The sequence below is a fragment of the Falsiroseomonas algicola genome, assembly GCF_011040385.1.
Taxonomy (GTDB): Bacteria; Pseudomonadota; Alphaproteobacteria; order Acetobacterales; family Acetobacteraceae; genus Falsiroseomonas; species Falsiroseomonas algicola.
The window spans coordinates 561,034-587,198 of the sequence record NZ_JAAIKB010000002.1; the positions used below are offsets into that span (position 1 = coordinate 561,034).

Consider the following 26,165-nt stretch of genomic DNA (forward strand, 5'->3'; position numbering starts at 1 on the left):
GAGATCGGCGGCGAGGCGCGCCTGCAGCGCACGGGCGCGATCCTCGAAGCGCGGCGGCGTGACGTCCGCTTCCAGCAGGATCGTGGAGGTGAAGTCGCCGACCACGCCCTCCATCCCCGGTGGTGCGGCGAATTGCGTGAGGGTGATGGCGAAGCGTGACCGGCGGCTCCATCCCGCCAGCGCATCGGCCAGCGCGGTGGCGAGCAGGACGGAGGCGGTGATGCCGCGCGCGGCGGCGGCGGCACGCAGCGCCTGCCACTCGGCGGCCGGGATGCGATGCGTGCGGCGCGTGAAGCGCGGCGGGCCGGCGACCGGCAGCAGCGGCAGATCGGGCCCGGGCGGGAAATCGGCCAGCCGCGCCTGCCAATAGGCGCGGTCGCGATCGCTCGGCTGCGGCAGGCGCCGCGCATGGTCGGCGAAGCGCGCGGCGGGTGGTGGCGACACCGCATCCGGCGCGGCGTAAAGCGCGCCCCAGTCGCGGAACAGCGTGACCAGCGCGGCCGCATCCGCCAGCAGCAGGTCGATCCCGACGCCGAGCCGCACCCGCCCGTCCGGCAGCAGCGCGGCCTTCAGCGAGAAGAGCGGCCAGGCCTGCGGGTCGAAGACGTGGTGTGAGCGCGTCTCCCGCTCCGCCGCCAGCACGGCCCCGGCATCGGCGGCCTCGCGCAGGTCGATGCGCTCGATCGTCACGCGCGGGACCTCCGGCAGCACGCGCTGGCGGCCATCGGGCGTGACGACGGCGCGCAGCATCGGGTGGCGCGCGACCAGGCGATTCCAGGCTTCCTCCAGCCGGTCGAGGTCGATGCTGTCGGATTCGAATTCGCGGTAGGCGTGGCAGCCGACGCGGCCGAGTTCGAGTTCGGCCGAGCGGCCGACCAGATAGGCCTGCTGGATCTCCGTCAGCGGGAAGGGCTCGTCGGCGGGCGTGTCATCGCCGCGCAGCAGGGCGAGGATCGCCGCCTTCTCTGCCCGCAGCCGGTCGCGATCGGCTTCCGTCAGCACGCCGCGCGGCGCGCGCAGCGAGACTTCGTCGCCGCTGACGGAGAGCGTGACGCCGCGGCGTTCCAGGTCCTGCAGGAAGGCGGCGGTGGTCACAGCGTCAGCACCTCCGTCTCCTCCGCCTCGGCCTCGATCCGCGCGGCCAGCGTTTCGGCATCGGCGCCGCCGAGCAGGTCCGCCAGGCCGAGCGCGGTGCCGAAGCGCCGGTTGATGCGGTTGCGCAGGTCCATGGCCATGAGGCTGTCGAGCCCGCAGGCGACGAGGGCGCGGCCGGGGGGCGGCACCTCGCCCAGGATCTGGCGGATGAGGTCCGCGACCTGGTCCCGCACCGGGCCGTCGCTCATCGTGGTGGCGGGCAGCAAGGGGGCGAAGGCGGGCGGGGCGGTTTCGGCGAAGCGCGCCCAGTCGAAGGCGGCGATCATCACCGCGGGCTCTTGCGACAGGATGGCGGCGTCGAGCGCGGCCATGGCGCGATCCGGCGCCATGGGCAGCAGGCCGCGGGCGGAGACGCGCGTCGCGCGGGCGGCGTCGAGCGCCGCGGCCATGCCGACCTCGGCCCAGCGGCCCCAGAGGATGGATTGCGCGGGCAGGCCCTGCGCGCGCCGCTGCAGCGCGAAGGCATCGAGCGCCGCATTGGCCGCGGCATAGCCCGCCTGGCCGGCGGCGCCGATCACGCTGGCGACGGAGCCGAAGAGCAGGAAGTGCTCGGGCCGCTGCGGCAGCGCGTGCAGCGCCTGGGCGCCGACGAGCTTCGGCGCGATCACGCGCTGCATCCGGGCCTCGGTCTGGTCCTCGATCATCGCGTCGTCGAGCACGCCGGCGGCATGGATGATGGTGTGCAGCGGCGGCATGCCGGACAGCGCCTGCGCGATGCGGGCGGTGGCGTCGGGGGCGGCGATGTCGCAGGCCAGCACGCGTGCCTGCGGGAAGGGCGCCTCGGCCGCGGTGCGGCCGATGAGCAGCAGCGCCTGCGCCCCCCGGTCCAGCGCCCAGCGCGCCGCCTGCCGCCCGATGCCGCCAAGGCCGCCGGTGATGAGCACGGTGCCGGAGAGTGCGACCTGGCCGCCGGGGGGATCGATCCGCGCGAGGCGCGGCACGAAGCGGCCCTCGGCGCGCAGCATCACGGAGGGTTCTGCGCCATCGCCCTCGAGTTCCGCGCGCAGCAGCGCCGGTGGCGCATCGGGCGCGACAGTGATGGCGCGGGCGCGCAGTTCCGGGCGTTCCGCCGCCAGCGCGGTGGCGAGGCCATGCAGCTGCGCCTGGCATCCGGTGCCGCGCGTGACGAAGGCCAGCGGCGCGGGCGGGCTCAGCGACCGGTGCACCAGCGCCAGCGCCTGGCCGAGGCTGGGATCCTCGATCGCCGTGGCGGGCGGCCCGGGTGCGGGCGGGGGCGCGGGCACCCAGGACAGGGCGGCCAGCACCGGCGCGGCCTGCGCCTCCGCCAGGCGGCGGATGGCGAGGCCGTGGATGGACGCGATGGGGGCATCGCCGGTTGCCAGCAGGTCGATGACCTCGCCCTGCCGCCGTGCGGTGACGGTGAGCGGGCCGGCGAGCGGCGCATGCAGGTCGAGCCGCGCGATGCCGATGGGCAGCACGGGTTCCGCCGGCAGCGTGCCGCCTGCCGCTTGCAGCACGGCGTCGAGCAGCGCGGGGTGGAAGGGCGCGCCGGGGATGGCGGGCAATGCCTCGATCGTCGCCTGCGTGGTCTCGCCACGGGCGATGCGGGCGATGCCCTGGAAGGTCGGGCCGATATCGATGCCGAGCGCGGCCAGATGCGCGATCCAGGTCGCGCGGGTGTCGGTGGTTTCGGTCAATGGCGCGGCAAGGGCCAGCGGCGCGGCCGGCACGGCGACCCGCGCCGTCGCGTGCGACAGCCAGCCCGAGCCGGCGCGGGAGGCGACGCGGAGTGCTCCATCGGGCTCGCCCAGCGCCACCAGGCGCACCGACGCCGCTTCCAGCACCACCGGCTCCGCGAAGGCGATGTCCGCCAGCGCCGTCGTGCCGGGCGGCGCGGCGGCCAGCAGCAGCGCGATCATGACCGCACCCGGCACGACGATGCGGCCCTGCACGCGGTGGTCTGCCAGCCAGGGCAGCAGCGCCAGGTCAAGCACCGCCTCCACCTGCCGCGCCGCCGCGGGGCTGTCGATCACGCGGCCGGGGAAGAGTGCCGTCTCCGGCGCCGCGGCGCGGAGGCGCGGAAAGACCTGGCGGCTCAGCGGCACCGGCAGCAGGGGCGCGCGGCGGGCGGGCAGCGCGGGCGGCGCTTCCAGCACCAGATGCGCATTGGTGCCGGAGAAGCCGAAGCCGCTGACGCCGACGCGCTTCGGCGCCTCGGCCAGCAGCGCCGTCGGCACCTCTATCGGCGCGGCGCCGAGATCGACATGCGGGTTGAGGCGCCTGAAATGCAGGCTCGCCGGCACCGCGCCGCGATCCAGCATCAGCACCGCCTTGATGAGTCCCGCGATACCCGCCGCGGCGGCGGTATGCCCGATATTCGTCTTGAGCGAACCGACGCGCAGCGGCTGCGTGCGGCCCTGGCCGAAAACGGCGGCCAGCGCGTGCAACTCCACGGGATCGCCCAGCGCCGTGCCGGTGCCATGCGCCTCGATCGCGTCGATATCGGCGGGCGCCAGGCCGGCATCGGTCAGCGCCGCGCGGATCACCGCCTGCTGCGCGCCAAGGCTCGGCGCGGTGATGCCGGCGCTGCGGCCATCCTGGTTCAGCGCGGCGCCGCGGATGACGGCCAGCACCGGATCGCCCGCGGCTTCCGCATCGGCCAGGCGCTTCAGCACCACCATGCCGCCGCCCTCGCCCTGGCCGAAGCCATCGGCGCTGGCATCGAAGGCCTTGCAGCGGCCATCCGGCGCCATCATGCGTGCGCGGCTGAGCGCGATGGAGACCTGCGGCGCCAGCATCAGATGCGCGCCGCCTGCCAGCGCCATGTCGCATTCCCTTGCCCGCAGCGCCTGCACGGCGAGATGCGTGGCGACGAGGGAGGAGGAGCAGGCGGTATCCACCACCAGGGCGGGGCCGTTCAGGCCCAGCGCATAGGCGATGCGCCCCGCGGCCAGCGACGCGACCGCGCCCGCCAGCGCATGCGTGCCGAGCCGCGCCGGGTCCGTCATCACGGCCTGGAGGTGATCGCCGGCATTGAGGCCGAGGAAGACGCCGGTCGCGCTGCCACTCAGCGCATCGGGTTTCAGCGCCGCGGCTTCCAGCGCTTGCCAGGCGAGTTCCAGCAGCAGCCGGTGCTGCGGGTCCATGCCCGCGGCTTCCCTTGCCGCAATCCCGAAGCGGGCTGCGTCGAAGGCATCGACATCGGTGATGAAGCCTCCCTCGCGGAAGGTGATGCGGCCGGGCGCGTCGGGATCGGCCGAATGCCAGGCCTCGGCGTCCCAGCGATCGGCGGGAATGGGCCCGACGGCGTCGCGGCCCTGCGCCAGCAGGTCCCACAGCGCGGCGGGCGAGTCGGCGCCTGGGAAGCGGCAGGCCATGCCGATGACGGCGATCGGCGTGTTGCGCGCGGCGGAGAGTTCGTCCACGCGCCTGCGCAGCGCCTGGATCGTGCGCACCGCCTCCCGCATCCGGTCCTCGGGGGCGAGGCTCATGCGCTGGCGCCCAGGCTCGCGCCGGCGGCGCCGAGTTCCGCTTCCAGCAGCGCCGCCAGCTCATCCTCCTCCATCGCATCCAGCGCATCGCCAGTGGCGGCGGGCAGGAGATCGGCGAAGACGGTGGCGCCGAGATGCCGCGCCAGCGCGTCGCAACTTGGATGCTCGAAGACGAGGGTGGCGGGCAGCTTCACCTCGCAGGCCGCAGCGAGCGCGTTGCGAAGCTCCACCGTCATCAGCGAATCGAGGCCGAGTTCGCGGAGCGGCGCCTCGGCCGGCGGCAGCGTGCCGGCGGCGAGGCCGAGGATGCGTGCGACGGTGTCGCGCACCGCGGCGAGCAAAAGCGCGGCGCGCTCGCCCTGGGGCGCGTCCTGCAGTCGGTCCCGCAGCGTCGTGGCGGTGGGCTGGCTGGGCGCGGCGTCGGATGTTGCGGCCGCCGCGGTGGTCGTGCGGAAGCGCGGGAAGACGGGCGGCACCGGGTGCGGCGCGAAGCGGGCGAGGAAGCGGCCCCAATCCACGTCGAGGATGCCGAGCGTGGCCTGCTCCGCCGAGAGCGCCAGGCCGAGCGCGGCCAGCGCCTGGTCCGGCGCCATCGGCAGCAGGCCGCGCCGGGCCACGCCGGCGCCGGCCCGCGCGGCCGCACCGATTTCGTCCCAGGCGCCCCAGGCGATGCTGAGCGCGGGCAGGCCCTCCGCGCGCCGTGCTTCCGCGATCGCGTCCATCGCCGCATTGGCGGCGGCGTGGTTGGCCTGGGCGGCGGAGCCGAGCAGCGCGGCGGAGGAGGAGAAGAGGACGAAGTGGCGCGGTGGGAGGCGACGCGTCAGCCGGTCCAGCAGCCGCGCGCCTTCCAGCTTCGGGCGCAGCACGGCCGCCATCTTAGCGGGGGTCTGCTGGGCCAGGAGTCCGTCATCCAGGATCCCGGCGGCGTGCATGATGCCGATCAGCGGCGGGCCTTCGTGCTCGATCCGTGCGAGGAGAGCGGCGAGCACCGCTTCATCCGCCACGTCGCCGATCACGGTCGTGACGCGCACATCGGGCGGGAAGGCGCCGATGTCGTGCGGCGTACGGCCGAGCAGCACGAGATGCGAGGCGCCCTGATCCGCCAGCCAGCGCGCGACGGCGAGGCCGACGCCAGCAAGGCCGCCGGTGACGAGCCAGGTGCCCTCCACCCGCAGGCTGGGCGCGGCTTCGGGGGCATGCAGGCGATCGAGGCGCGCCAGGTGGCGGTGGCCCTGGCGCCAGGCAATCCGCGTCTCCGCCGTGCCGGCGGCGACTTCGCGGTCGAGCGCCGCGGGATCATCGGAATCGACGAGCGTGAGGCGAAGCTCCGGCGCCTCGATGGCCAGGGCGTTGGCGAGGCCCCAGAGCGCGGCCTGGGCGGGATCGGGGGCGTCGCCGGCGGTGATGGCGCGCGCGCGGTCCGTGCCGATCCAGATGCGCGGCGGGCTGGGGCGCGATGCGGCCTGTTGCAGGATGGGCAGCGCCCCGGCCAGCACGGCCTCTGCATTGGCGCCGCGGGGGGCGCGCCAGACGATGTCAGTGGTAGCGCGGGCGCGGCGCGCGACCAGCACGAACTGACCGCTGAGTGCCGCGGTACGGGCATCGCCGGGCTGATGGGCCTGCGCGACGAAGCCCAGCTCCGCCAGCAGCGCGACCCAGGTCGGCGGCGGCAGCAGCGCATGGCCGGGGCGGAGATCGGTGTCGGCGAAGGCCCACATGCCGTCGGTCAGGCCGAAGGTGAGGTCGCCCCAGGCCAGCTCGCCGGCATTCTCCACCAGCAGCAGCGCGCCCTCCTCCGCAAGCAGAGAGGCCGCGTGGCGCAGCGTGCGCCGCAGGTCAGGCGTGGCGTGCAGGACATTGGCGGCGACGACGATGTCCACGACGCCTGTCGCGGTGGGTGGCGCGCTGATGTCCAGCACCTCGCCTTCGAGCCCGAAGCGGCGGCGCGCGGCTTGCACGAAGGCGGGAGAGACATCGGTGACGCGGTAGCTGTCCCCCGCGCGCAGCCGCGGCAGCAGGGCCTGCGTGGTGCCGCCGGTGCCGCAGCCGATCTCCAGCACGCGCGCGGCGCCACGGCCTTCGAGCAGCTGGGCGAAGGCGGCGGCGGCGATGCCGTTGACGGCGCGCGCGGCGGGGGAGGCGGCGTAGAGCGCTTCCGCCGCCGCGCCGCCATCGCCGAAGAGCAGGTCGAGCGGATCGGCGCGGCCTTCCAGCACGGCGCGGAGATGCGGGCCGCTGCGGGCGAGCAGCCGCGCCTCCGGCAGGTCCGGCACCGGCAGCGTCGCGGGGTCTTCCGTGTTGGCGGCGATGCGCAAGAGATGCGCGTGCAGGCGCGCGAAGCGCGGCGCGGGCGTGCAATCCGCAAGGCGCGCGGCGCCGATCCAGGCGCGGGCCAGGCGGTCCGTGGCGGCCGCGGCGTCTTCAGCCTCCGCAAGCAGGGCTGCGCCTTCCGCCACGGCCTTCGCGACGGGATCGGGCTGCCAGGTCAGGTGGTGGAACCAGCCGCGCCAGGGCTCCGCCTGTTCCCATCGATCCGGCGCGGCCAGGCGCGCGCGGTTGGCGGCGAGCAGGCGCGTGAGCGGCGCCGTCGCATCCTGCCGTGCGACCAGCAGCACGTAGCGCATCACGCCCCGTCGCAGCGCGCGGCCGATATTGTCGTTGGAGAGCAGGTGGCGGCGCGTGAGGTCCGAGAGGCCATGCTGCGCGACCAGGCGATCAACCTCGGCCTCGAAGCCGGGATCGTCGAGGAAGTGCGCGACCTCGGCGCTGGTGTCCACGCAATCGGTCAGGCGCAGGCCGCGTTCCGCAAGCAGGCGCGCCCATTCCTCCGCGGTGGAGGTGAAGGAGGCCGTGTCGGGCGCGGCGATGCCATCGCCGGCGGCGACGAAATCGGCGATGACGAGGGCCCCGCCGGGCTCCAGATGGTCCCGGATATTATCGAAGAGGCCGGCCTTGTCCTCGATGAGGCCCGAGACCTCGACGCCGAAGATCACGTCATAGCGGCCCGGGAAGGGGTCGCGCGCGCTGTCGCGGTGATGGATGCGGACGCGATCGGAGAGGCCGGCGCGGGCGGTGCGGGCACGGCCGACCTGCACCTGCTCGGCGGAGATGGTGCAGCCATCGAGGCGGAGATGCGGGTGGCGCAGCGCGATGTCGCAGAGATCGGCGGCGTGGCCACAGCCGAAGTCGAGCACGCGGCGCGCGCGGTTGAAGTCGATGGGTGCGAAGATCGCCTGCTTCAGCGCGTGCTGCGCGCGGCGGAGCAGCGCGTAGCCGTCGGGCTCCGACGGGCCGGCGAAGAGTGCGCGGAGCCAGGAGAAGCCGGCGCGCGGCGCGGGCATGAGGCCGAAGGTGAGATGCCCTTCGCTGCCATCGCCGGGATCGGCGTAGTGGCTCGCGATGGTGGTGAGCTCGTCATAGAAGCCGGTGACGCGAGCATCGCCGACTTCCGGCGCCGCGCGATCGGCGGTGTTGGCGACGGGACGGTCGAGCGTCGGGTCCGTGAGCCAGAACCGTTCGCGCTGGAACGGATAGGTCGGCGCGGAGGTGGCGCGCGTGGGGTAGGGCTGGTGGAAGGCGGGCCAGTCGATCTCCGCGCCGTCCTGCCAGAGGCGGGCCACGCCCTGCATCGCCGTGGTCCAGCCGAGCGTCGCGCCATCCTGCCCGGGCCGTGCCCGCGCCAGGGAGGGCAGCGTGACCAGCGCGGGCATGGCCGCGCGGGCGAAGCCGGACAGCACCGGCATGGCGCCGAGTTCGACGGCATGCGTCACGCCCATCGCGGCCAAGGTCGCGAGGCCCTGCGCGAAGCGGACGGGCTGCCGCGCATGGGCGCGCCAATAGGCCGCGTCGTGCCGCGCGACGACGCTGCCCGCGAGGTTGCCGATGACGGGGATGGCGGGCGGGTTGTGCGGGATGGCGCGCGCCTCCGCTTCCAGCGCGTCCAGCATCGGGTCGAGCAGGCGCGAGTGGAAGGCGTGGGAGACGGCGAGGGGCCGCGCCTCCAGCCCCGTTTTCGCCAGCGCGGGATCGTCGAGCAGCGCGGCGATGGCGGCCTGCGGGCCGGCGACGGTGATGGCCTCCGGCCCGTTCTCGCCGGAGAGTTCCAGCGCGGGGTGGCGTGCGAGGATGGCCTGGCCGTTCGGCCCGAGCACCGCGGCCATGGCGCCGCCGGCCGGCAGCGCCTGGGTGAGCCGCCCGCGGGTGGCGACGAGGCGCGCGGCATCCTCCAGCGCCAGCACGCCGGCGAGGTGGGCGGCGGCATATTCGCCGAGGCTGTGGCCGAGCAGCGCCACGGGCTCCACGCCCCAGCTTCGCCACAGCGCGCCGAGGCCGGCGGAGAGGGCGAAGAGGGCGGGCTGGGCGATGTCGGCGCGGGCGAGGGCGGCGCCATCCTCGCAAAGGCGGGCGAGCGGCGCGGGCAGGCCCATCACGGCGTCGCAGCGGTCGAGCACGCGGCGGAAGACGGGGGCGGTCTCGGCCAGGCCGCGGGCCATGCCGGGGAAGGCGCTGCCCTGGCCGGTGACGAGGAAGGCGATGCGCGGGCGGGCGGCGGTGGTGGCCTGCGCGGTGGCCAGCGCCTGGGCGGCGGAGGCGGCATCGGACGCGACGATGGCGATGCGGCGGGGGAGGCTTGCGCGGCCGGTGGCGGCGGTGCGGGCGAGTGCGGGGAGGTCGGCGCCCGGCGTCGCCAGCGCCTCCTGCCAGCGCGCCACCAGCGCGCTCAGCGCGGCGGGATCGCGGGCGCTGAGGGGCAGCACCTGCGCGGGCCTCGGATCGACGGCGGGCTCGGTGGCAGGGGCGGCACCGAGCACGACATGGGCGTTGGTGCCGGAGAAGCCGAAGGAGCTGACGCCGATGTTCCGCAACGGCGCCGCTTCCAGCCGCGTCGGCACGGCGATGGCCGCACCGGTCAGGTCGATATGCGGGTTGAGGCGCGTGAAGTGGAGGCTCGGCGCCACCTGCTGGTGGCGGAGCATGAGCATGGCCTTGATGAGGCCGGCGATGCCGGCGGCGGCCTCTGTATGGCCGATATTCGTCTTGGCGGAGCCGACGGCCAGCGGGCGCGCACGATCACCGGCGAAGACGCTGCGCAGTGCATGCATCTCGATGGGATCGCCGAGCGCGGTGCCGGTGCCATGGGCCTCGATCGCGTCGATGTCGGCGGGCGACAGCGATGCATCGGCGAGCGCCGCGCGCAGGACGGCTTCCTGGGCGGGGCCGGAGGGCGCGGTGAGGCCGGCGCTGCGGCCATCCTGGTTGACGGCGCTGCCATGGATGATGGCGAGCACGCGATCGCCCGCTGCGACCGCATCCGACAGGCGCTTCAACACGACAACGCCGCAGCCCTCGCCATGGGCGAAGCCGTCGGCGTTCGCATCGAAGGCGCGGCATCGGCTGGTTGGCGACGCGGCGCCGAGCTTGGCGCTGGCCACCAGCGGCAGCGGTGAGAGGATCAGGTGCACGCCACCCGCCAGCGCCAGCGCGCATTCTCCTGCACGCAGCGACTGCACGGCGAGATGCACGGCCACCAGCGAGGAGGAGCACGCCGTGTCCAGCGCCACCGCCGGCCCCGTGAGCCCCAGCCGGAAGGCGATGCGCCCCGGCGCGATGGAGGTATGCGTGCCGGAGGCCGACCAGGCGTTGATCAGCGACGCATCGGGCGACCCGCGCCCGATCAGCCCGTAATTGCTGTTGTAGAGCCCGAGATAGACGCCGCCCGCGACGCCATCGAGCCGGTCGGGCGCGATCGCTGCATCCTCCAGCGCCTCCCACGCGACTTCCATGACGAGTCGCTGCTGCGGGTCCATCGCCTCCGCCTCCCGCGGCGCGATGCCGAAGAAGGCGGCGTCGAAATCCTCGATGCGGTCGAGAAGCGCAGCCTCCGCCTGGGTCGTCCGGCCCGAGGCTTCGGGATCGGCCGCCTGCCACGCCGCGTGGTCCCAGCGCCGGATCGGCTGCACGGCATTGCCGCCGCGCGACAGGAACGACCACAGCGCCGCTGGGCCCGCGGCGCCGCCGGCGTAGCGGCATCCCATGCCGATGATGGCGATCGGCTCACGCCCAGCGGTCAAGACTTCTGCCCTCCCCACGGCGCCATCATGCGGGAGCCGGACGGCGGCTGCCAGTCCGAACCCATGATCACCAGGTTGCCTGCCTCGGTCGCCATGGCGGCATCGAAGGCCTGGAGCGCGATGGCGGGCGGCAGGGATGGCGCGCGGCCATGGTCCCATAGCGTCGCATCAGCGGCCATGCCGACGCCCTGCCAGGCGCACCAGGCGATGCAGCGCGCCGGAAAGCCCGCCTGCCGTCGCGCGGTGGCCACGGCCTCCAGCGCGCCATTGGCGGCAGCGTAGCCCGCGGTCCCCGGCAGCCCGAACCACGCCGAGGTGGATGAGAACAGGACGAGTTCGACCTCGCCCATCGGCCTTGTCGCCTCATCCAGCCACCGCGCGGCATCCGCCTTCGCCGGGAAGGCCGGCGCAAAGCGCGACCAGGTGGCGGTCGCGACGCGGCCATCGGCGGTGATGCCTGCCGCATGAATGACGCCGCGAAGCGGACCGTCGCGCTGGACATCGTCGATGAGGGCGAAGGTGGCGGCTCGGTCCGTCAGGTCGACACTCCTGGTCTCGACAACGGTGCCCGGCAGGTCGAAGGGCGTGGGGCGACGACTGGCGACGACGATGCGCGAAGCGCCGCGCGCCGCGAGATGGGCGGCGGTGTGGCGTCCGATGCCACCGCTGCCGCCTGTGATGAGCCAGGTTCCGCCGGGCGAGGGTTGCTGCGCCGGAACACCGCCTGCCGGACGCAGGCGCAGCGCCTCCCTCCGCCGCGGCAGCAGGCGGGTGCGCGGCTCTCCATCGGTCGTCGCCAACTCGCGCCGCAGCGCCTCCGCGGGATCGGGGAGGGCGGGGTCGAGCCGTATGGTGCGCAGCGCCCATAGGGGCTCTTCCGCGGCCACTGCGCTTGCGAAGGCTTCGAGAAGCGGCGCGAGCGGAGACGCCGAGGGCACGGCGATCGCGATGCGCGCCGCTCTGCCGGACAGTGCCTGGAGACGCGCCAGCAGGGCCGGCATCACCGCCTCCCGCAGCGCCGCCGGATCCCCTGCGTTGCTGCCCAGTGCGGAGACGTCGAGCAGCGAGGTCGTCTCTCCCTCACCCATGGCGGTCCGCAGGGCCTCGGCGATGGGGCCCTCGCCGGCAATGGTCCAGCCGCGCGCCAGACTGGCTGGCGCGGCGATCGGTTCCCAGACGGGCGCCAGCAGGGCAAAGCGACCTGCCTTCGGCGCTGTCGGGACCTGGGCACGCGCCAGGCTGGCAGCAGCCTGGACGAGATTGGGATGGCTGTAGGCGAAGTCGGGCCGGATCGGGCGTCCGAGGCGCTGCGACAGCGCCCGCGCGAAGTCGACGGCGGTGAGCGAGTCCATGCCGAGCGCGGTGAGCGGTGCCTGTGGGTCCAGCATCGTCGGATCCGGCGTGCCGAGCAGCGGCGCCAGGATGCCCTGCAGCAGCGCGACATCGATGATGGCCGGCGCTGCGGGTTCGATGGCTGGGGCGGAGGCCGGCGCTGCCATGTCGATGACGACGCGCCGCGCTTCCGGTGACGCCAGCAGCGCCGGCAGGGCGCGCAGGCCCATCGCGGGCAGGATGGGGGTGACGCCGAAGGCCTTCCAGGTCGCGGCGGCGCGCTGGCCCATGCGGGCACCGATGCCAGCCGCCCAGGGGCCCCAGGCCAGGGCCAGGGCGGGCAGGCCATCGCGCCGACGCGCCTCCGCCAACTGGTCGATGGCGGCATTCGCGGCGGCATAGGCTCCTTGGCGCGCGGAGGGCAGGACACCCACGACGGAGGAGAAGACGACGAAGGCGGAGAGCCGCACGCCGTGGCGGCGCGTCGCCTCGTCCAGCGTCCGGGCGCCGCCGAGCTTGGCGCGCAGCACGGCGGCGATGCGCGCCTCCGTCAGCGCTTCCAGTGCATCGTCATCGGTGATGGCGGCGGCGTGGATGATGCCGCGGAGCGGCGTGGCATCATCGGCGAGGCGCCCCACCAGCGGATCGATAAAGCCGGCATCGGCGACGTCGCCCTGCGCGGTGCAGGCGCCCGCCGTCGGGCTCACGTCCACGCGGCAGGCGATGGCGCCCTGCGCCTCCAGCCAGTCGGCGACCATGCGGCCGAGGCCGCTCGCCGCGCCGGTGACGATCCACCGTGTGCCGGGTTCAACGGTGAAGCGGGGCGGCGTGCCCAGCATCACCACTGTCCGGCCCGGCAGCGACGAGGCGGCAAGCGCATCGCCGAGCGCGTCGCGTTGGATGGGGTGGCGCGGCAGCGGCGGCAGGTCGCGGAGTCGCGCGAAGAGCGCGGCCAGCCGATCCTCGGGCACCGCATCCAGGTCGAAATGCCCGGCAGCCCGCTTGTCCAGGTTCACGACCGGGATCGGCGCCAGCCTGGCCGCGACCTCCGGCGGGAAGGCGCCGAAGGCGAGGTCAATGCCCCGCAGGTCCCAGCCTTCCGGCGCGCGGCTGTCGAGCACGGCGGTGATGCCGCGGCGCGCAAGCCAGGCGTGGCGGGGCCTGCTGGCTGTCGCGACGATGGTGGCGCCGGCGCGGCGCAGCACCTCGATGGCGGCGAGGCCGGTCGCGCTGCTGGCCTGGTGGACCAGCACCCTGGTGCCAGGCGCTACGGGCGGCAGGGAGGCCAGGGCCGTCAGGTAGGGAACCGGCATGGTCGCGGCATCGAGGAGGTCGGCGCAGGGTGCATGTGCGACGCGTGCCGCCGGCACGGTCACGCGGTCGGCGATCGCGCCCGGCGCCAGCAGGATGACGGCGTCGCCTGGCGCGAAGCCGTGGACGCCCTCGCCGACCGCCTCGACGATCCCCGCGCCATCGGCGCCGAGTGTGCTGCCAATCGGGGCAAGGCCGCCGGCCAGCAGCCGGTCGCGGAAGGTGAGGCCGGCAGCCACCATGGCGATGCGGAGTTGGCCGGGGCCTGGCGGCGGGGCACTGGCCGAAATCCAGCCGAGGCGGCCATCGCGCCATGCCGCGGCGGTGTCGGCGCCCGTGTGCCGGGCCGGCGGTTCCAGGCGCCGGGCGAGGCGCTGACCGCCGCGCAGCGCCACGGCGGGTTCGTCATCGGCGCCCCGTTCCGCCTCCAGGGCGGCCTGCTGTGCTGCCGCGGGCTGGTCGGGGTCGAGGTCGATCAGCCGGCAGGCGCGGCCGGGCTGCTCGGCCATGACGGCCATGGCGAGGCCCCAGAGCGCGGCCTGGTCGGGATCGGGGGGCGTGACTTCCCGGCCGGTCGCCTGGGCGCCGCGCGTGACGATGCGGAGCGGCCGGCGGTCCGCGCGGCGAAGATGCTCCAGCAGCGCGCCGCACAGGGCGGCGGCCGGGCCGGCGGGTGCAAGCCAGCAATCCGTGTCGGTGATGGAGACGGACGGTGGTGGCACCGGGCGCCAGGCGATGCAGCGAGACCAGTCCAGGCTGCGATCGGGCAGCGGGGCGAAGCGCGCGCCCTGCGCCAGCAGCACGGGCAGGCCGGCCGCATCGACCAGCCCCAGATCAGCGGTCAGCGTGCCATCGGGATGGCGGGTCTCGATGCGGAGCCAGGCCTGCGCTGGCGACTGGCCTGGCCCCGGTGTCAGGCGCGCGATTGAAGCCAGCATCACCGGCGGCGCCGCCGGCGGCAGCAGCGCGTAAGCCAGTTGCGCCGCCGCCTCCCAGAGCCCGGGGCCGCTGCCGGCCAGCGTGCCGCTGGCGATGTCGCCGGCGATGCCAATGCGATGCAGGCAGCGCGCCTGCTCGCCATAGTCGAAGCCGGCGGCGGCGATTCGGCGGTAGAGGTCGGCGGCTTCCTTCGTAGCCGCGGGGAGGTCGGGCAGGGCAGGCCAGGTCGCGGCCACGTCTTCGCGTCGTCCCGACAGATGGGTGATCCATGCATCCTCGGCAGGCGCGCTGCTCTCCAGCGCCAGTCGATCACCGTCCCTCAGCACGCGGATGCGGCGTGGCGTGGCGACGACGAGGCCGGCGGGGAAGGCGATATCCGCCAAGGGCTCACGGGAGCCCAGCAGCGCCAGCAGCACGCCGACATGCGCGAAGCCGCCGGTGCCGGCCAGCAGCGCGTCGTCGGGCGCCAGCAGGCGTTCCGGGTTCGGCGCGGTGGCGATGGGCGGGAGCGGCAGGCTTTCGCGCTGGAAGACGGGCGGCGGCAGCGGCGCGCGCGCCGGTGCTGCCCGCAGTGGCGGGGCCTCCAGCACGGCATGTGCGTTGGTCCCGGAGAAGCCGAAGGCGCTGACCCCGGCGCGGCGAATGCCAGGCATCGGCGCGGTCGCTACGACGATCGGCGTGGTGCCGGCCGCGATGGAGGGGTTCCGCCGGTGATGATTCAGGCTTGGCGGAACGACGCCATCGCGCACCGCCAGCGCGGCCTTGATCAGCCCCGCGATGCCAGCGGCGGCTTCCGTATGGCCGATGTTGGATTTCACCGACCCCAGCGCCAGTGGACGGCTGCGTCCGGCGAAGGCGGTGGCCAGCGCATGCCATTCGATGGGATCGCCAAGCGCGGTGCCGGTGCCATGGGCCTCGACATAATCGATGTCGTCCGCCGCCAGCCCGGCATCGCGCAGCGCATCGCGGATCAGCGCCGTCTGCGCCGGCCCGTTCGGGGCCGTGAGACCGGCGCTGCGGCCATCCTGGTTCACCGCGGATCCGCGCAGCACCGCCACGACCGGGTCCGCGTCCCGCATGGCGTCGTCCAGCCGCTTCAACAGCACGACGCCACAGCCCTCGCCGCGGCCATAGCCATCGGCGCTGGCATCGAAGGATTTGCAGCGGCCATCGGGGGCCAGCATGCCGGCTTCCTGGAAGCTCCGCGTCAGCGACGGCATCAGCATCAGCGACGTGCCGCCGACGATCGCCGCGTCGCAATCGCCGGCGCGCAGCGCGCGCATCGCCTGGTGGATGGCGACGAGGGAGGAGGAGCAGGCGGTATCGATCGTCATTGCCGGACCATGCAGGTCCAGCAGGTAGGCGATGCGGCCGGCCGCGACGGCGGGGCTGCTGCCACTGCCGAAGAAGCGGTCGAGCCCCGCCTCCGGCATGCGGCGCAGCCAGTCATGCGTCGCGAGGCCGATGAAGACGCCGGCGCGGCTGCCGGCCAGTGCTTCCGGCGCCAGCGCGGCGTCGGCAAGCGCTTCCCAGGTGACTTCCAGCAGCAGCCGCTGCTGCGGGTCCATCGCGGCGGCTTCGCGGTGGGAGAGGCCGAAGAAGCGCGGATCGAAATGCTCGACATCCGGCAGGAAGCCGCCGGGCAAGGCGGCCTCATCCTCCCATCGTCCTGGCGGGCGGGGGCCGATGGCGTCACGGCCCTCGGCCAGCAGCCGTGCGAAGGCGGGGAGATCAGGCGCGCCGGGGAAGCGGCACGCCATGCCGGTGATGGCGATGGGTGCGCCGGTGGTACCGCCGCCGTGCTCCGCCGCCGCCAGCTTCTCCTTCAGCGCGCGGATCTCGATCAGCGCGCGGCGCAGCACCTCCTTGGGGTCGGTGCCGCTCATGCCGGTGCGCCCAGTTCCTGCGCCAGCAGCGCGGCCAGTTCGGCCTCGTCCATCGCCTCCAGGTCGTTGAAGCCCAGCGCGCCGAGCAGATGGTCCGTCAGCGCGGCCAGCGTCGGATGGTCGAAGAGCAGCGTCGAGGGCAGGTCGAGGGAGAGCGAGGCGGCGAGTTCGTTCCTGAGGCTGACGGAAAGCAGCGAATCGAGGCCGAGGTCGCGCAGGGCTCGGCTGGGCGCCAGGTCGGTCCCCGGCGGCAGGCCGAGCGTCGCCAGGACACGCTGCGCGAGCGCGGCCTGGAGCAGCGCCGCCCGCTCCTCGGCAGGCGCTGCCTGCAGCGCGGCGCGCAGGTCGGCGCTCGGTGCGGGCTGCCGGGGCGCGACGCGATCCATGACCAGGCGGTGCACCGCCCCCGACCCGATCGCCTGGCCCATCGCCGCGGCGGCGCGACGGGGCGCCATGGGGCGGAGGCCCTGGCCTTCCAGCCGGTTGCGCTGCGCCGCGGGCAGGGCCGCGAACATGCCGCCGGCCCAGGGACCGAAAGCGACGGACAGTCCAGGCATTCCCTCGGCCCGCCGCGCCGCGGCCAGCCGGTCCAGCCAGGCATTGGTGGCGGCATAGGCCGCCTGGCCTGGCGCCTCCAGGCTGGCGGCGGTCGAGGAGACGAGGATGAAGTGGTCGAGCGGCAGGTGGCGCGTCAGGGCGTCGAGGTGGCGCGCGCCGTCCAGCTTGGCGGCCAGCGTGTCGCCGATATCCGTGGACGACAGCGTTGCCAGCATGCCGTCGCGCACCACGCCGGCGGCGTGAACGATCCCACGGAGCCCCGGCAGCGCGGCGATCAGCCTCCGCAGCGCCTCGGGGGCGGCGACGTCGATGGAGGTGGCCTCATGCCGGCCGGCGGGCGCGCTGCGCGATGCCAGCACGATCCGTGTCGCGCCCTGCGCCGCCAGCCAATCCGCGATGGCGGTGCCGACCGTGCCGGCGCCGGTGACGAGCCAGGTGCCGGAGATGGCGGGCTGCCGTGGCGGCGCCAGGACCAACTTCCCGATGGCGCGCCCCTGGGCAAGGGCCTGGAAGGCGTCCTCGGCGAGCGCCATCGGCAGCACGCTCCGCCGCGGCAGGGGAAGGGCGCCGTCCTTCAGCAGGGCAAGCACGCGGCCCATGCGGTCAGCGAACCAGCCGCGATCGGCGGCGATGGGCGCTTCGAGGTCGTAGCTGACGTGGCGGATGGGATGCGGGGCTGCGGGCGGCGCGGCGCTGCCGATCTCGAGGAAGACGCCGCCGGATCGCAACAGCGCGGCGGAGGCCGCGGCCATGGCGGGCGACAGGGCGTGCAGGACGATGTCGAAGCCCTCCGCCCCCGCCCAGCGCCGCGCTTCCGCGGCGAAGCCCGTGGAGCGGCTGTCGGCGACGGCTTCCGCGCCGGCCGCGAGCGCCGCCTGGCGCTTCCCGGCGCTGGCCGTGGCGAAGACGCGCGCGCCGGCCTGGCGCGCCAGCGCGATGGCCGCCGCGCCGACGCCACCAGCGCCGGCATGGACCAGCACGCGCTGGCCGGGGCTGATCCCGGCGATGTCATGCAGGCCGCGCCAGGCGGTGAGGTAGGCGACGGGCAGGGTGGCGGCGGCTTCGGCATCGAGCCAGGCGGGGCGCGGGACGATGCGATGGGCGGGCACCAGGGCCTCGCCCGCCAGCAGGCCGGGCGCGAAGGCGATGACGGCATCGCCAACGGCCAGGCCAGCCACGCCGGGGCCGACCGCCAGGACCCGCCCAGAGGCTTCCAACCCAAGCGACGCGTCATCGCCAGGCGCGCGGCCCAGAGCGACCAGCGTGTCCTTGAAGTTAAGGCCGGCGGCGTCGATGGCGATGGTGACCTCGCCGGGACCGGGTGCGCGCGGCGTGACCGGCAGGCGGCGGAGGGCGGTGAGGGCGTGGTCGAGCGCGGGGGTCAGGCGCTCCGGCGCCTCGGCCGCCGGCGGTGCGCGCTGGAGTTCGGGTGACAGCAGCAGGCCGTGGCGCAGCGCGAAGCGGCCGGGTGAGCCGCCGAGGTCGGGGGGCAGCGCGGCCTCGGCGGGATCGAGGTCGATCCAGCGGCAGCGCAGCGCCGGATGCTCGGCGGCGATGCTGCCGAGCAACCCGCCCAGCACGGCGGAGGCGGGCACCGGGCCGGGCGCGACAGGCGGCGCGGTGGAGGCGCCGCGGCTGACCAGGACGAGTTGCGGCGGCGGTGTGAACGCCGCGGCGTCCCGCACCAGTGCCGCGACCGCCGCGATGCAGGCAGCTGGATCCGTCGCGGTGAGCGGCCGCAGGTCGATGATGCCGTCGCAAGCGGGCAGGGGGTCGTTGCCCACCTCATCGGCGCTGGACGTCGCCAGCACTTCCGCCCCCGGCCCGATGGCGTGCCAGCGGCCGCGAAGGGGCTGGGCAGGCTCCGCGGCCGGGCGCCAGGCGATGTCGTGCTGCCAGGCGCCGGGCGTCGCGGCAGGCCGGCGCAGCGTGATGCCGCGCAGCATGGCCACCACCGCCCCGTCCGCGCGCAGGATGGCGGCATCGCCCGTCGCCGCGCCATCCTCCAGGCTGTGCAGGCGGGCGCGGGCGCGCAGCCTGCCCTCGGGCGGCGCCTCGCACCAGGCGGCCTCGATGCGCTGCGGCAGCCAGGGCTGGTCCTCCATCGGCAGCAGGGCCGTCAGGGTCTGGATGGCGGCGTCCAGCAGCATCGGGTCCAGCGCCTCCGCGGGCAGCAGCGCGGCCTCCGCGGCGCCGTCTTCGCGTGTGAGCGTGGCGATGCGGCGATAGAGCGGGCCGAAGCGGAAGCCGCGGCGGTCGAGTTCGTCAGCGAGGATGGCGCCATCCTCTGCCGTGGCAGCGTCACTCGGGGCGGCGGGCACGGCGCCACCGGCACCGCCCTGCCGGGCGCTGGCCGTCATCGCCCAGCCCTCGGGCAGGTCGGCGTGCAGGGAGACGTCTCCGTCGGGCGCCTGCACGAACTGGACCTCGATCCCGCCATCAGGGATCGCAAGGGGGCGCAGCAGGGTGACATCCTGCAGCGCCGACACGCCGCTGGAGAAGGCGAAGGCGAGGAAGGCCGTGGCGGGGAGCAGCACGGCGCCCTCCACCGCATGGTCCGCCAGCCAGGGTGAGGCGCGGTCGAGCCGGAAGGCGGAGACGGCCTCGCCGCTGCGGGCGGACAGGCGCGGCGCAGGTGGTTGCCAGGCGGCATCGGCAGCGGCCTCCGCCAGCCAGTGGCGGCGTGGGGAGAAGGGCGTCCTCGGCAGGGCCACGCGGCGGCCGCGGGGCAGGGGGAACTCCGGCGGGCTGCCCTGCTGCACGGTCGCCATCGCCAGGGCGGCGGGGCTGTCGGCGACCAGCCAGTGGCGCAGCCGGGCACGGCCCATCCAGGCGGTGTGGCAGGCATCCTCGAAGGCGATGGCGCCGGCCTGCAACTGGGCCAGCACTGCTTCCCGCAGTTGCTCCAGCGCTTCCGGCGTCGCGGCCGAGAGCAGCAGGCGCGCCGCGCCATCGCCCTGTGGTGGCGCCGGCGGTGGCGGCGCTTCCAGAACCAGATGCGCGTTGGTGCCGCTGGCGCCGAAGGCGCTGAGCCCGGCCCGCGCCTGCGGCCTGTCGAAGCGTTCCGCGACCACCGGCACATGCAGCGCTGCCATGGCGGAGGCGTGCGGGTTGGCGCGGTGGAAATGCAGCTGCGGGGGAATGCGGCCAGTGCCGAGCATCGCGGTGACCTTCGCCAGGCCGGCGATGCCCGCCGCGGCCTCGGCATGGCCGATGCTCGCCTTCAGCGCGCCGATGGTCAGCGGTGTGGCGCGGCCGCCGAAGACTGCGGCCAGCGCATCCATCTCCACGGGATCGCCGAGGGCCGTGCCGGTGCCATGCGCCTCCACATAGTCGATCGCGGCGGGCTCGAGCCCTGCATCGGCCAGCGCCGCGCGGATCACGGCCTCCTGCGCCGCGCCATTCGGCGCGGTGAAGCTGGAGGAGCGGCCATCATGGTTCACCGCGCTGCCGCGGATCACCGCCAGCACGCGGTCGCCATCCGCCTCCGCGCGCGCCAGCGGTTTCAGCACCGCGATCCCGGCGGCCTCGGCGCGCACATAGCCATCGGCGCCCGCATCGAAGGTGGCGCAGCGGCCGGAGGGGGAGAGCAGCCCGGCGCGCGTCAGCATGGCGGAGCCTTCCGGCGCCAGGATCAGGTTCACGCCGCCGGCCAGCGCCAATTCGGCCTCGCCCCGGCGGAGCGACTGCACGGCCAGGTGCAGCGCGACGAGGGAGGAGGAGCAGGCGGTGTCCACCACCAGTGCCGGCCCATGAAGGCCGAGCTGATAGGCGATGCGGCCCGCCAGCGTGTTGCTCGGCTGGCCTGTGAGGCTCAGCGCGTCGAGCGTGCCCGCCTGACGCCGGGCCAGGGCGGCGTAGTCGCTGCCCGTGGCGCCGAGGAAGACGCCGACGCGGCCGCCCTTCACGCTGTCCGGGGCGATTCCTGCCGATTCCAGCGCATGCCAGGCGGCCTCCAGCAGCAGCCGCTGCTGCGGGTCCATCGCCGCTGCATCGCGCGGGGCGATGCCGAAGAAGGCGGCATCGAAGAGATCGATGCCGTCCAGCCAGCCCGCCCGGTGCGGCGCGCCGGGCCGGCCAGGCGGCAGTGCGCGCACCGAATCCTGCCCCGCCAGCAACTGCGCCAGCAGCGCATCGGGATCCTCCGCGCCACCGGGGAAGCGGCCTGCGAGGCCGATGATGGCGATGGTGTCGCCCTGCGTGCCGGCGGTGGCCGGTGCGCTCGGCACGCTACGGGCCTGGCCCGCGAGCCAATCCGCGAGCTTCGCGATGGAGGGCTGGGCGAAGAGCAGCGCGGCGGGGATGGGAATGCCGGCGGCGTCCTCGATCCTGCGGCGCAGCGCCACCGCGAGCAGGCTGTCGAGCCCCTGTTCGAACAGGCCGGCTTCCGGATCGAGGCGCCCGGCATCGGCATGGCCGAGCAACTCCGCGACCAGCGCCGCCAGGCCATTGCGGTCCAGCTGCGCGGGCGGCCGCCGTGCCTCGGCGACTGGCGCGGCGGTGGGGACGATGTGGGGCAGGAGTTCGGCGAATAGCGCGGCATCGCGCCGTGTGGCGTAGGAGGCCGCGAAGCGCGGCCAGTCGATCCGTGCCACGATCCGCAGGGCCTCGCCCGCGCCCAGCGCCTCGAGCGCCGCCGCGAAGGCGTCCGGCGGCGCCATGGCGAGCATGCCGGCGGCGTCCAGCGCGGCATCCTCCGCCGGTGTCAGCAGGCCTTTTTCCGTGAAGCGGCCGAAGGCGACGCTGGTGGCGGGCAGGCCGCCCGCGCGCGCCTCCGCCGCCCATGCGTCCAGCGCGCGGTTGGCGGCGGCATAGGCCACGCGGTCGCGCACGCCCCAGATGCCGGCGGCGGAGGAGAAGAGCAGCAGGCCGTCAGGGCGCGGGATCGCAGCGGCGAGCGTCCGGGCGACGGCGAGCTTGGCGGCCATCACCGCCTCCGCCGGGCCATCCGCCAGGCCGGCGGCGTGGACGACGAGGCCCGGACGCCGATCCAGCGCGGCCGCCAGGCGCGCAGGGGCATCGGCGGCGGTGAGGTCGAGTGCGAGATGCCGGGCGCCGGGCGGCAGGGAGGCCGGATCGACGGCGCGGCGGCCGACCAGCAGCAGATGCCGCGCGCCCTGCTGGGAAAGGAAATGCGCGAGGGCAAGGCCCAGGCGACCTGTGCCGCCGGCGATGACGTGCAGCGCCTCCGGGTCCGGCCGGAACGCCGTCCGGCCGGGCTCCGACCGAACCAGGCGCGCCATCGCGACCTGCCCCTCGGCCGCGCGAAACTCGCCCCGCGCCGTGCCGATCATCGCGCCGAGGCCGGACAGCGTCGCCGGCTGGTCATCAGCCAGCTCGATGATCGCGGCGACGCTTCCGGGCCTGTCCAGCGCGATCCCCCGCACGGCGCCGATGGCCGCAGCGCCGGCGAGGCCGGGCCGCGCAAGCAGCGTGAGGGGATTGCCCAGTGCGGCCAGCGCTTCCGCTTCCTCGACGATGCGGGCCGGCATCGCCGCCGGATCGGGGCACCAGAGCGCGCCATCGGCGTCCGGCGCATCGACGACGCCGAGCGCGGTCGCGAGCGCTGCGTCGCCGTGACGCTGGAAGCGTGGAACGGCATGCGGCCGGCGCGCGAGCACCAGGAGATGCGCGTCGCCATCCGGCAGGGCGGCGACTGGCCCGAAGCCGGCCTCGACCAGAGCGGCCTGCCAGGCCTCCCCGCCCAGCAGCGCATGCGCGGGACGCAGCGGGTCACCGGTGAAGCGCCACCATCCTTCGGTCACGCCGAAGACGAGGTCCACCCAGCGCGGCGCCCGCGACAGTTCCGCCAGCGCCAGCAATCCGCCCGGCGCCAGGCGCGCCTGCAGGGCGGCCAGCGCCGGGCGAAGGCGGGACGCGGCATGGACGGCATTGGCGGCGACGATGACGTCGAAGGGGCCATCGACGCCCTCCGGCCGGTCGAGGTCGAAGAGGGCGGTGGCGATGCCATGGCCAAAGCGGCGGCGGAGCGCCGCGAGGAAGGCCGGCGTCACATCCGTGAGCGTCACCTCGCTGCCCGATGGCAGGTGGGGCAGCAGGGCGGCCGTCAGGGCGCCGGTGCCGGCGCCGATCTCCAGCAAGCGGATCGGGCGGCCTGACGCGTGCTGCGCCACCGCCTCCGCCACGGCCTGCTGCGCGGCGGCAAAGGGCGGTGCGGCGTAGACGGCGGCCGCGGCTTCCAGGTCCCCGCCACTGAACAGGGCGTCGAGCGCGGTGGTGCGGCCGGCCAGGATGTCCGGCAGTGCCCCGCCGACGCGGCGCAGCAGGGCGGCCGCGGGGCTGTCCTCCGCGCGCAGTGCCGGCCGGGGCGACCAGGAGGCGAGGCGTGCCGCCAGTGCCCGATGGGCGGGAGCGACGATGGGTGTGGCCGCCAGGGCCTGCGCCGCGAAGACGGTCGCTTCCGCCTCCAGCCCCTCATCGGGCCGCGGGGCAGCCAGCCTCGGCGCGGGCAGCGCCAAGGAGGGCAGTGGCAGCGGGCGCCATTTCAGCGCGTAGGACAGGTAGCTGGCAGGACGCGGCAGCCAATGGCGTTCGCGTTCGAAGGGATAGGTCGGCGCATCGGTGATGCGCCAGGGTTCGCCAAACTCGAACGCTTCAGCATCGATATCCGCGCCCGCGACGAAGGCGGCGGCGCAGCGGTCGAGGAAGCTGGGCCAATCCTCGCCATCGGCGCGTCGCCCATCGAAGCCGATGGTGGTGCCGGGCGGCACGACGCCGCGCCGGAGGTTGCCGGACCGCAGCAGGCGGCAGGCTTCATCGGCATCGGCGGCGTGGAGCGCCAGTCGATGCGCAAAGCGGTCGCGGCCGGCCAGCGCGGTGTGGCAGAGGTCGGGGAAGGCGGTGGCTGGGCTTGCCGCCAGGTGGTCCGCCCAGCGTCGCGCCAGCGCATCCAGCGCGGCGGCGCTGCGTGCGGAGAGCACCAGCAGGTGCCGGGGGCGCTGGCCCTGCCGGGTAGTGCCGATCGCGGCGAGGAGTGCCGCCGCGTCGGCCGCGCCGCGCCTGAGCGGGGCGGTGACGGCGGCATCGGGCACGGCCTGGCGGATCGGCAGCGCGAGCAGCGGATGCGGGCCGAGTTCGACGAAATGCCGATGGCCCTGCGCCGCCAGGGCGGCGATGCCCTGCCGGAACAGGACGGGCTGCCGGAGGTTCCGGCCCCAATACGCCGCGTCCAATGCCTCACCCGGCAGCAAGGCGCCTGTGACTGTCGAGACGAAGGGGATCGCGCCGCGGCGCGGGCAGAGCGTCGCCATCGATGCCACGAGGCGCGGGACCAGCGGGTCCATCTGGGCGCTGTGGTAGGCGACGGGGACGCGGACCGGCATGGCGGTAATCCCCGCCGCATCCAGCGCCGCCATCGCCGCCTCGATCGCCGCCGGCGGGCCGGAGAGCACCGTGGTGGCGGGGCCGTTCTCGCCCGCTATCTCCACGTCCCGGGGGAGAAGGGGGCGCACGCGCTCGACGGTGCTTGCCGCAACGGCCATGGCGCCCTGGCCCGCGCATCCCGCCTGCAATGCGCTGCGCGTCATGGCGAGGCGCAGCGCATCCTCCCGCGTCAGCACGCCAGCCACGCAGGCAGCGGCGACCTCGCCGAGGCTGTGGCCGATGACGGCGGCTGGCCGGATGCCGTGGCTGACGAGCAGGTCGGCGAGCGCGATCTGGTAGGCGGCATGGGCGGGCTGCCCGAGTTCCACGGTCTCGACGCGCGCGTCGCCCAGGATGTCGATGACGGAGGCTGTGAAGCCCAGCGCCTGGAGGACGGTATCGGAAGCGCGCAGCGAGTCGGCGAAGGCCGGCGCCGCCATCAGGCCCCGGGCCATGCCGGGCCAGGCCGCGCCGTTGCCGGCGAAGACGAAGACGGGCGGCGCGCCGGCCATGGGCTCGGGCGGCGGGGCTTCCAGCAGCAGGTGGGCGTTGGTGCCGCCGAAGCCGAAGGAACTGACGCCGCCGATCGCACGTCCATCGGCGCGGGCCGGCCAGGGCGTTGCTTCGGACTGGATGGTGATGCCCGCCATGTCGATGGCGGGATTGGCGCGCTGGAAATGCAGGCTGCGCGGGATGTGGCGATGGCGCAGCGCCAGCGCCAGCTTTGCCAGCCCCGCCGCCCCCGCGGCCGCTTCGAGATGGCCGATATTCGTCTTCACGGAGCCGATGCGGAGCGGCCGATCGGCAGCACGACCCTGCCCCAGCACGGCGGCGAGGGCATTCGCCTCGATCGGGTCGCCAAGCGCCGTGCCGGTGCCATGGGCCTCGACATAGTCCACATCCTGCGGCGCCAGCGCCGAATCGGCGAGGGCGTCCCGCAGCATGGCGCGCTGAGCGACAGGGTTGGGCGCCGTCAGCCCGTTGCTCGGCCCGTCATTGTTGATGGCGCCGCCGCGGATGACGGCGAAGATGCGCCGGCCGGCTGCGCGCGCGGCGGAGAGCGGTTCGAGGACGAGAATGGCGCCGCCTTCGCCGCGCACATAGCCATCGGCACCGGCATCGAAGGCCTTGCAGCGCCCGTCCGGCGCCATCGCGCCGAACTTGGTCATGGCGATGGAACTCTCCGGCGACAGCACAAGGTGGACGCCGCCAGCAAGGGCCAGCGTCGATTCGCCCGCGCGGATGCTGCGGCAGGCCTGGTGCACCGCGACCAGGGCGGAGGAGCAGGCCGTGTTCACCGTCAGCGCCGGCCCCATCAGGCCGAAGGCGTGGGCGATCCGGGCGCTGATGATGCTGGTGTCCTGGCCGGTGGCGGTATGGGCGGCGATGCCGGCGGGATCGGCAAGCAGCCGCGCATAGTCGCTCCACATCGCGCCCATGAAGACGCCCGCGCGCGCGCCGTTGAGGCGGGAGGCGCGGATGCCCGCATCCTCCAGCGCTTCCCAGGCAAGTTCGAGGGCGAGGCGCTGCTGCGGGTCGGCCTGCGCTGCCTCACGCGGTGACAGGCCGAAGAAGCCGGCATCGAAGCCAGCCACGTCCTGGAGGAAGCCGCCGCGGCTGGTGCGCATGCGGCCGGGCGCGTCGGGGTCCGGATCCGTCAGCGTCGCCGCATCCCAGCGATCGGCCGGCACCTCGCCGACCGCATCCATTCCCGACAGCAGCATCGACCAGAAAGCGGCGGGTGAGTCGGCGCCGGGCAGGCGGCAGGCGAGGCCGGTGATTGCGATGGGGTCGTCGGCCGGCAGGGGCCGGACCGGAGCGGGCCCTTCCTGGGTGGCGGCGCCGGCAAGCCAGGCGGCGAGGCGCTGCAGCGTCGGGTGGTCCCAGACCAGCGTGGGCGGCAGGGCGCGGCCCGTCAGTGCCGCGATATCGGCAACAAGGCCAGCCGCCAGCAGCGATGTCAGGCCGTGGCGCTGCAGGCGCTCCGCCGGATCGATGGAGGCGGCATCGATGCCGAGCCTGGCGGCGGCGAGTTCGCGGAGCCGCCGCACCAGGTCCCCGGTGCCTGCATCGCCCGG

General features: G+C 74.9%; 4 protein-coding genes and 1 pseudogene. All 5 read right to left on the bottom strand.

The genetic code is table 11. From position 1 onward, the window contains the following. Nucleotides 1-1,095 (bottom strand): annotated as a pseudogene (locus tag G3576_RS32785) (condensation domain-containing protein); the annotation flags it as partial. Next, nucleotides 1,092-4,607 (bottom strand): SDR family NAD(P)-dependent oxidoreductase, encoded by a 3,516-nt coding sequence (locus G3576_RS32235; RefSeq protein WP_164693788.1) that lies wholly within the window; start codon nucleotides 4,605-4,607, stop codon nucleotides 1,092-1,094. The gene G3576_RS32235 and the pseudogene G3576_RS32785, both read right to left, overlap by 4 nt. After that, a complete protein-coding gene (locus tag G3576_RS07805; protein ID WP_164693789.1) occupies nucleotides 4,604-10,678 on the bottom strand; it encodes a type I polyketide synthase in 6,075 nt (2,024 codons plus the stop codon). Before G3576_RS07805 ends, G3576_RS32235 begins: the two co-directional genes overlap by 4 nt. Continuing rightward, nucleotides 10,675-16,146 (bottom strand): SDR family NAD(P)-dependent oxidoreductase, encoded by a 5,472-nt coding sequence (locus G3576_RS07810; RefSeq protein ID WP_164693790.1) that lies wholly within the window; start codon nucleotides 16,144-16,146, stop codon nucleotides 10,675-10,677. Before G3576_RS07810 ends, G3576_RS07805 begins: the two co-directional genes overlap by 4 nt. After that, nucleotides 16,143-26,138 carry a type I polyketide synthase gene (locus G3576_RS07815; RefSeq protein ID WP_164693791.1) on the bottom strand — a complete coding sequence of 3,332 codons (9,996 nt, stop codon included), beginning with the start codon at nucleotides 26,136-26,138 and terminating at the stop codon, nucleotides 16,143-16,145. The genes G3576_RS07810 and G3576_RS07815 overlap by 4 nt, the downstream gene beginning before the upstream one ends. Between the last annotated feature and the right edge of the window lie 27 nt (nucleotides 26,139-26,165).

What these genes read in the sequence shown, in the direction of transcription:
- G3576_RS07810 (WP_164693790.1), bottom strand. Translation starts at nt 16,146, where the DNA reads ATGAGCGGCACCGACCCCAAGGAGGTGCTGCGCCGCGCGCTGATCGAG.
- G3576_RS32235 (WP_164693788.1), bottom strand. Translation starts at nt 4,607, where the DNA reads ATGAGCCTCGCCCCCGAGGACCGGATGCGGGAGGCGGTGCGCACGATC.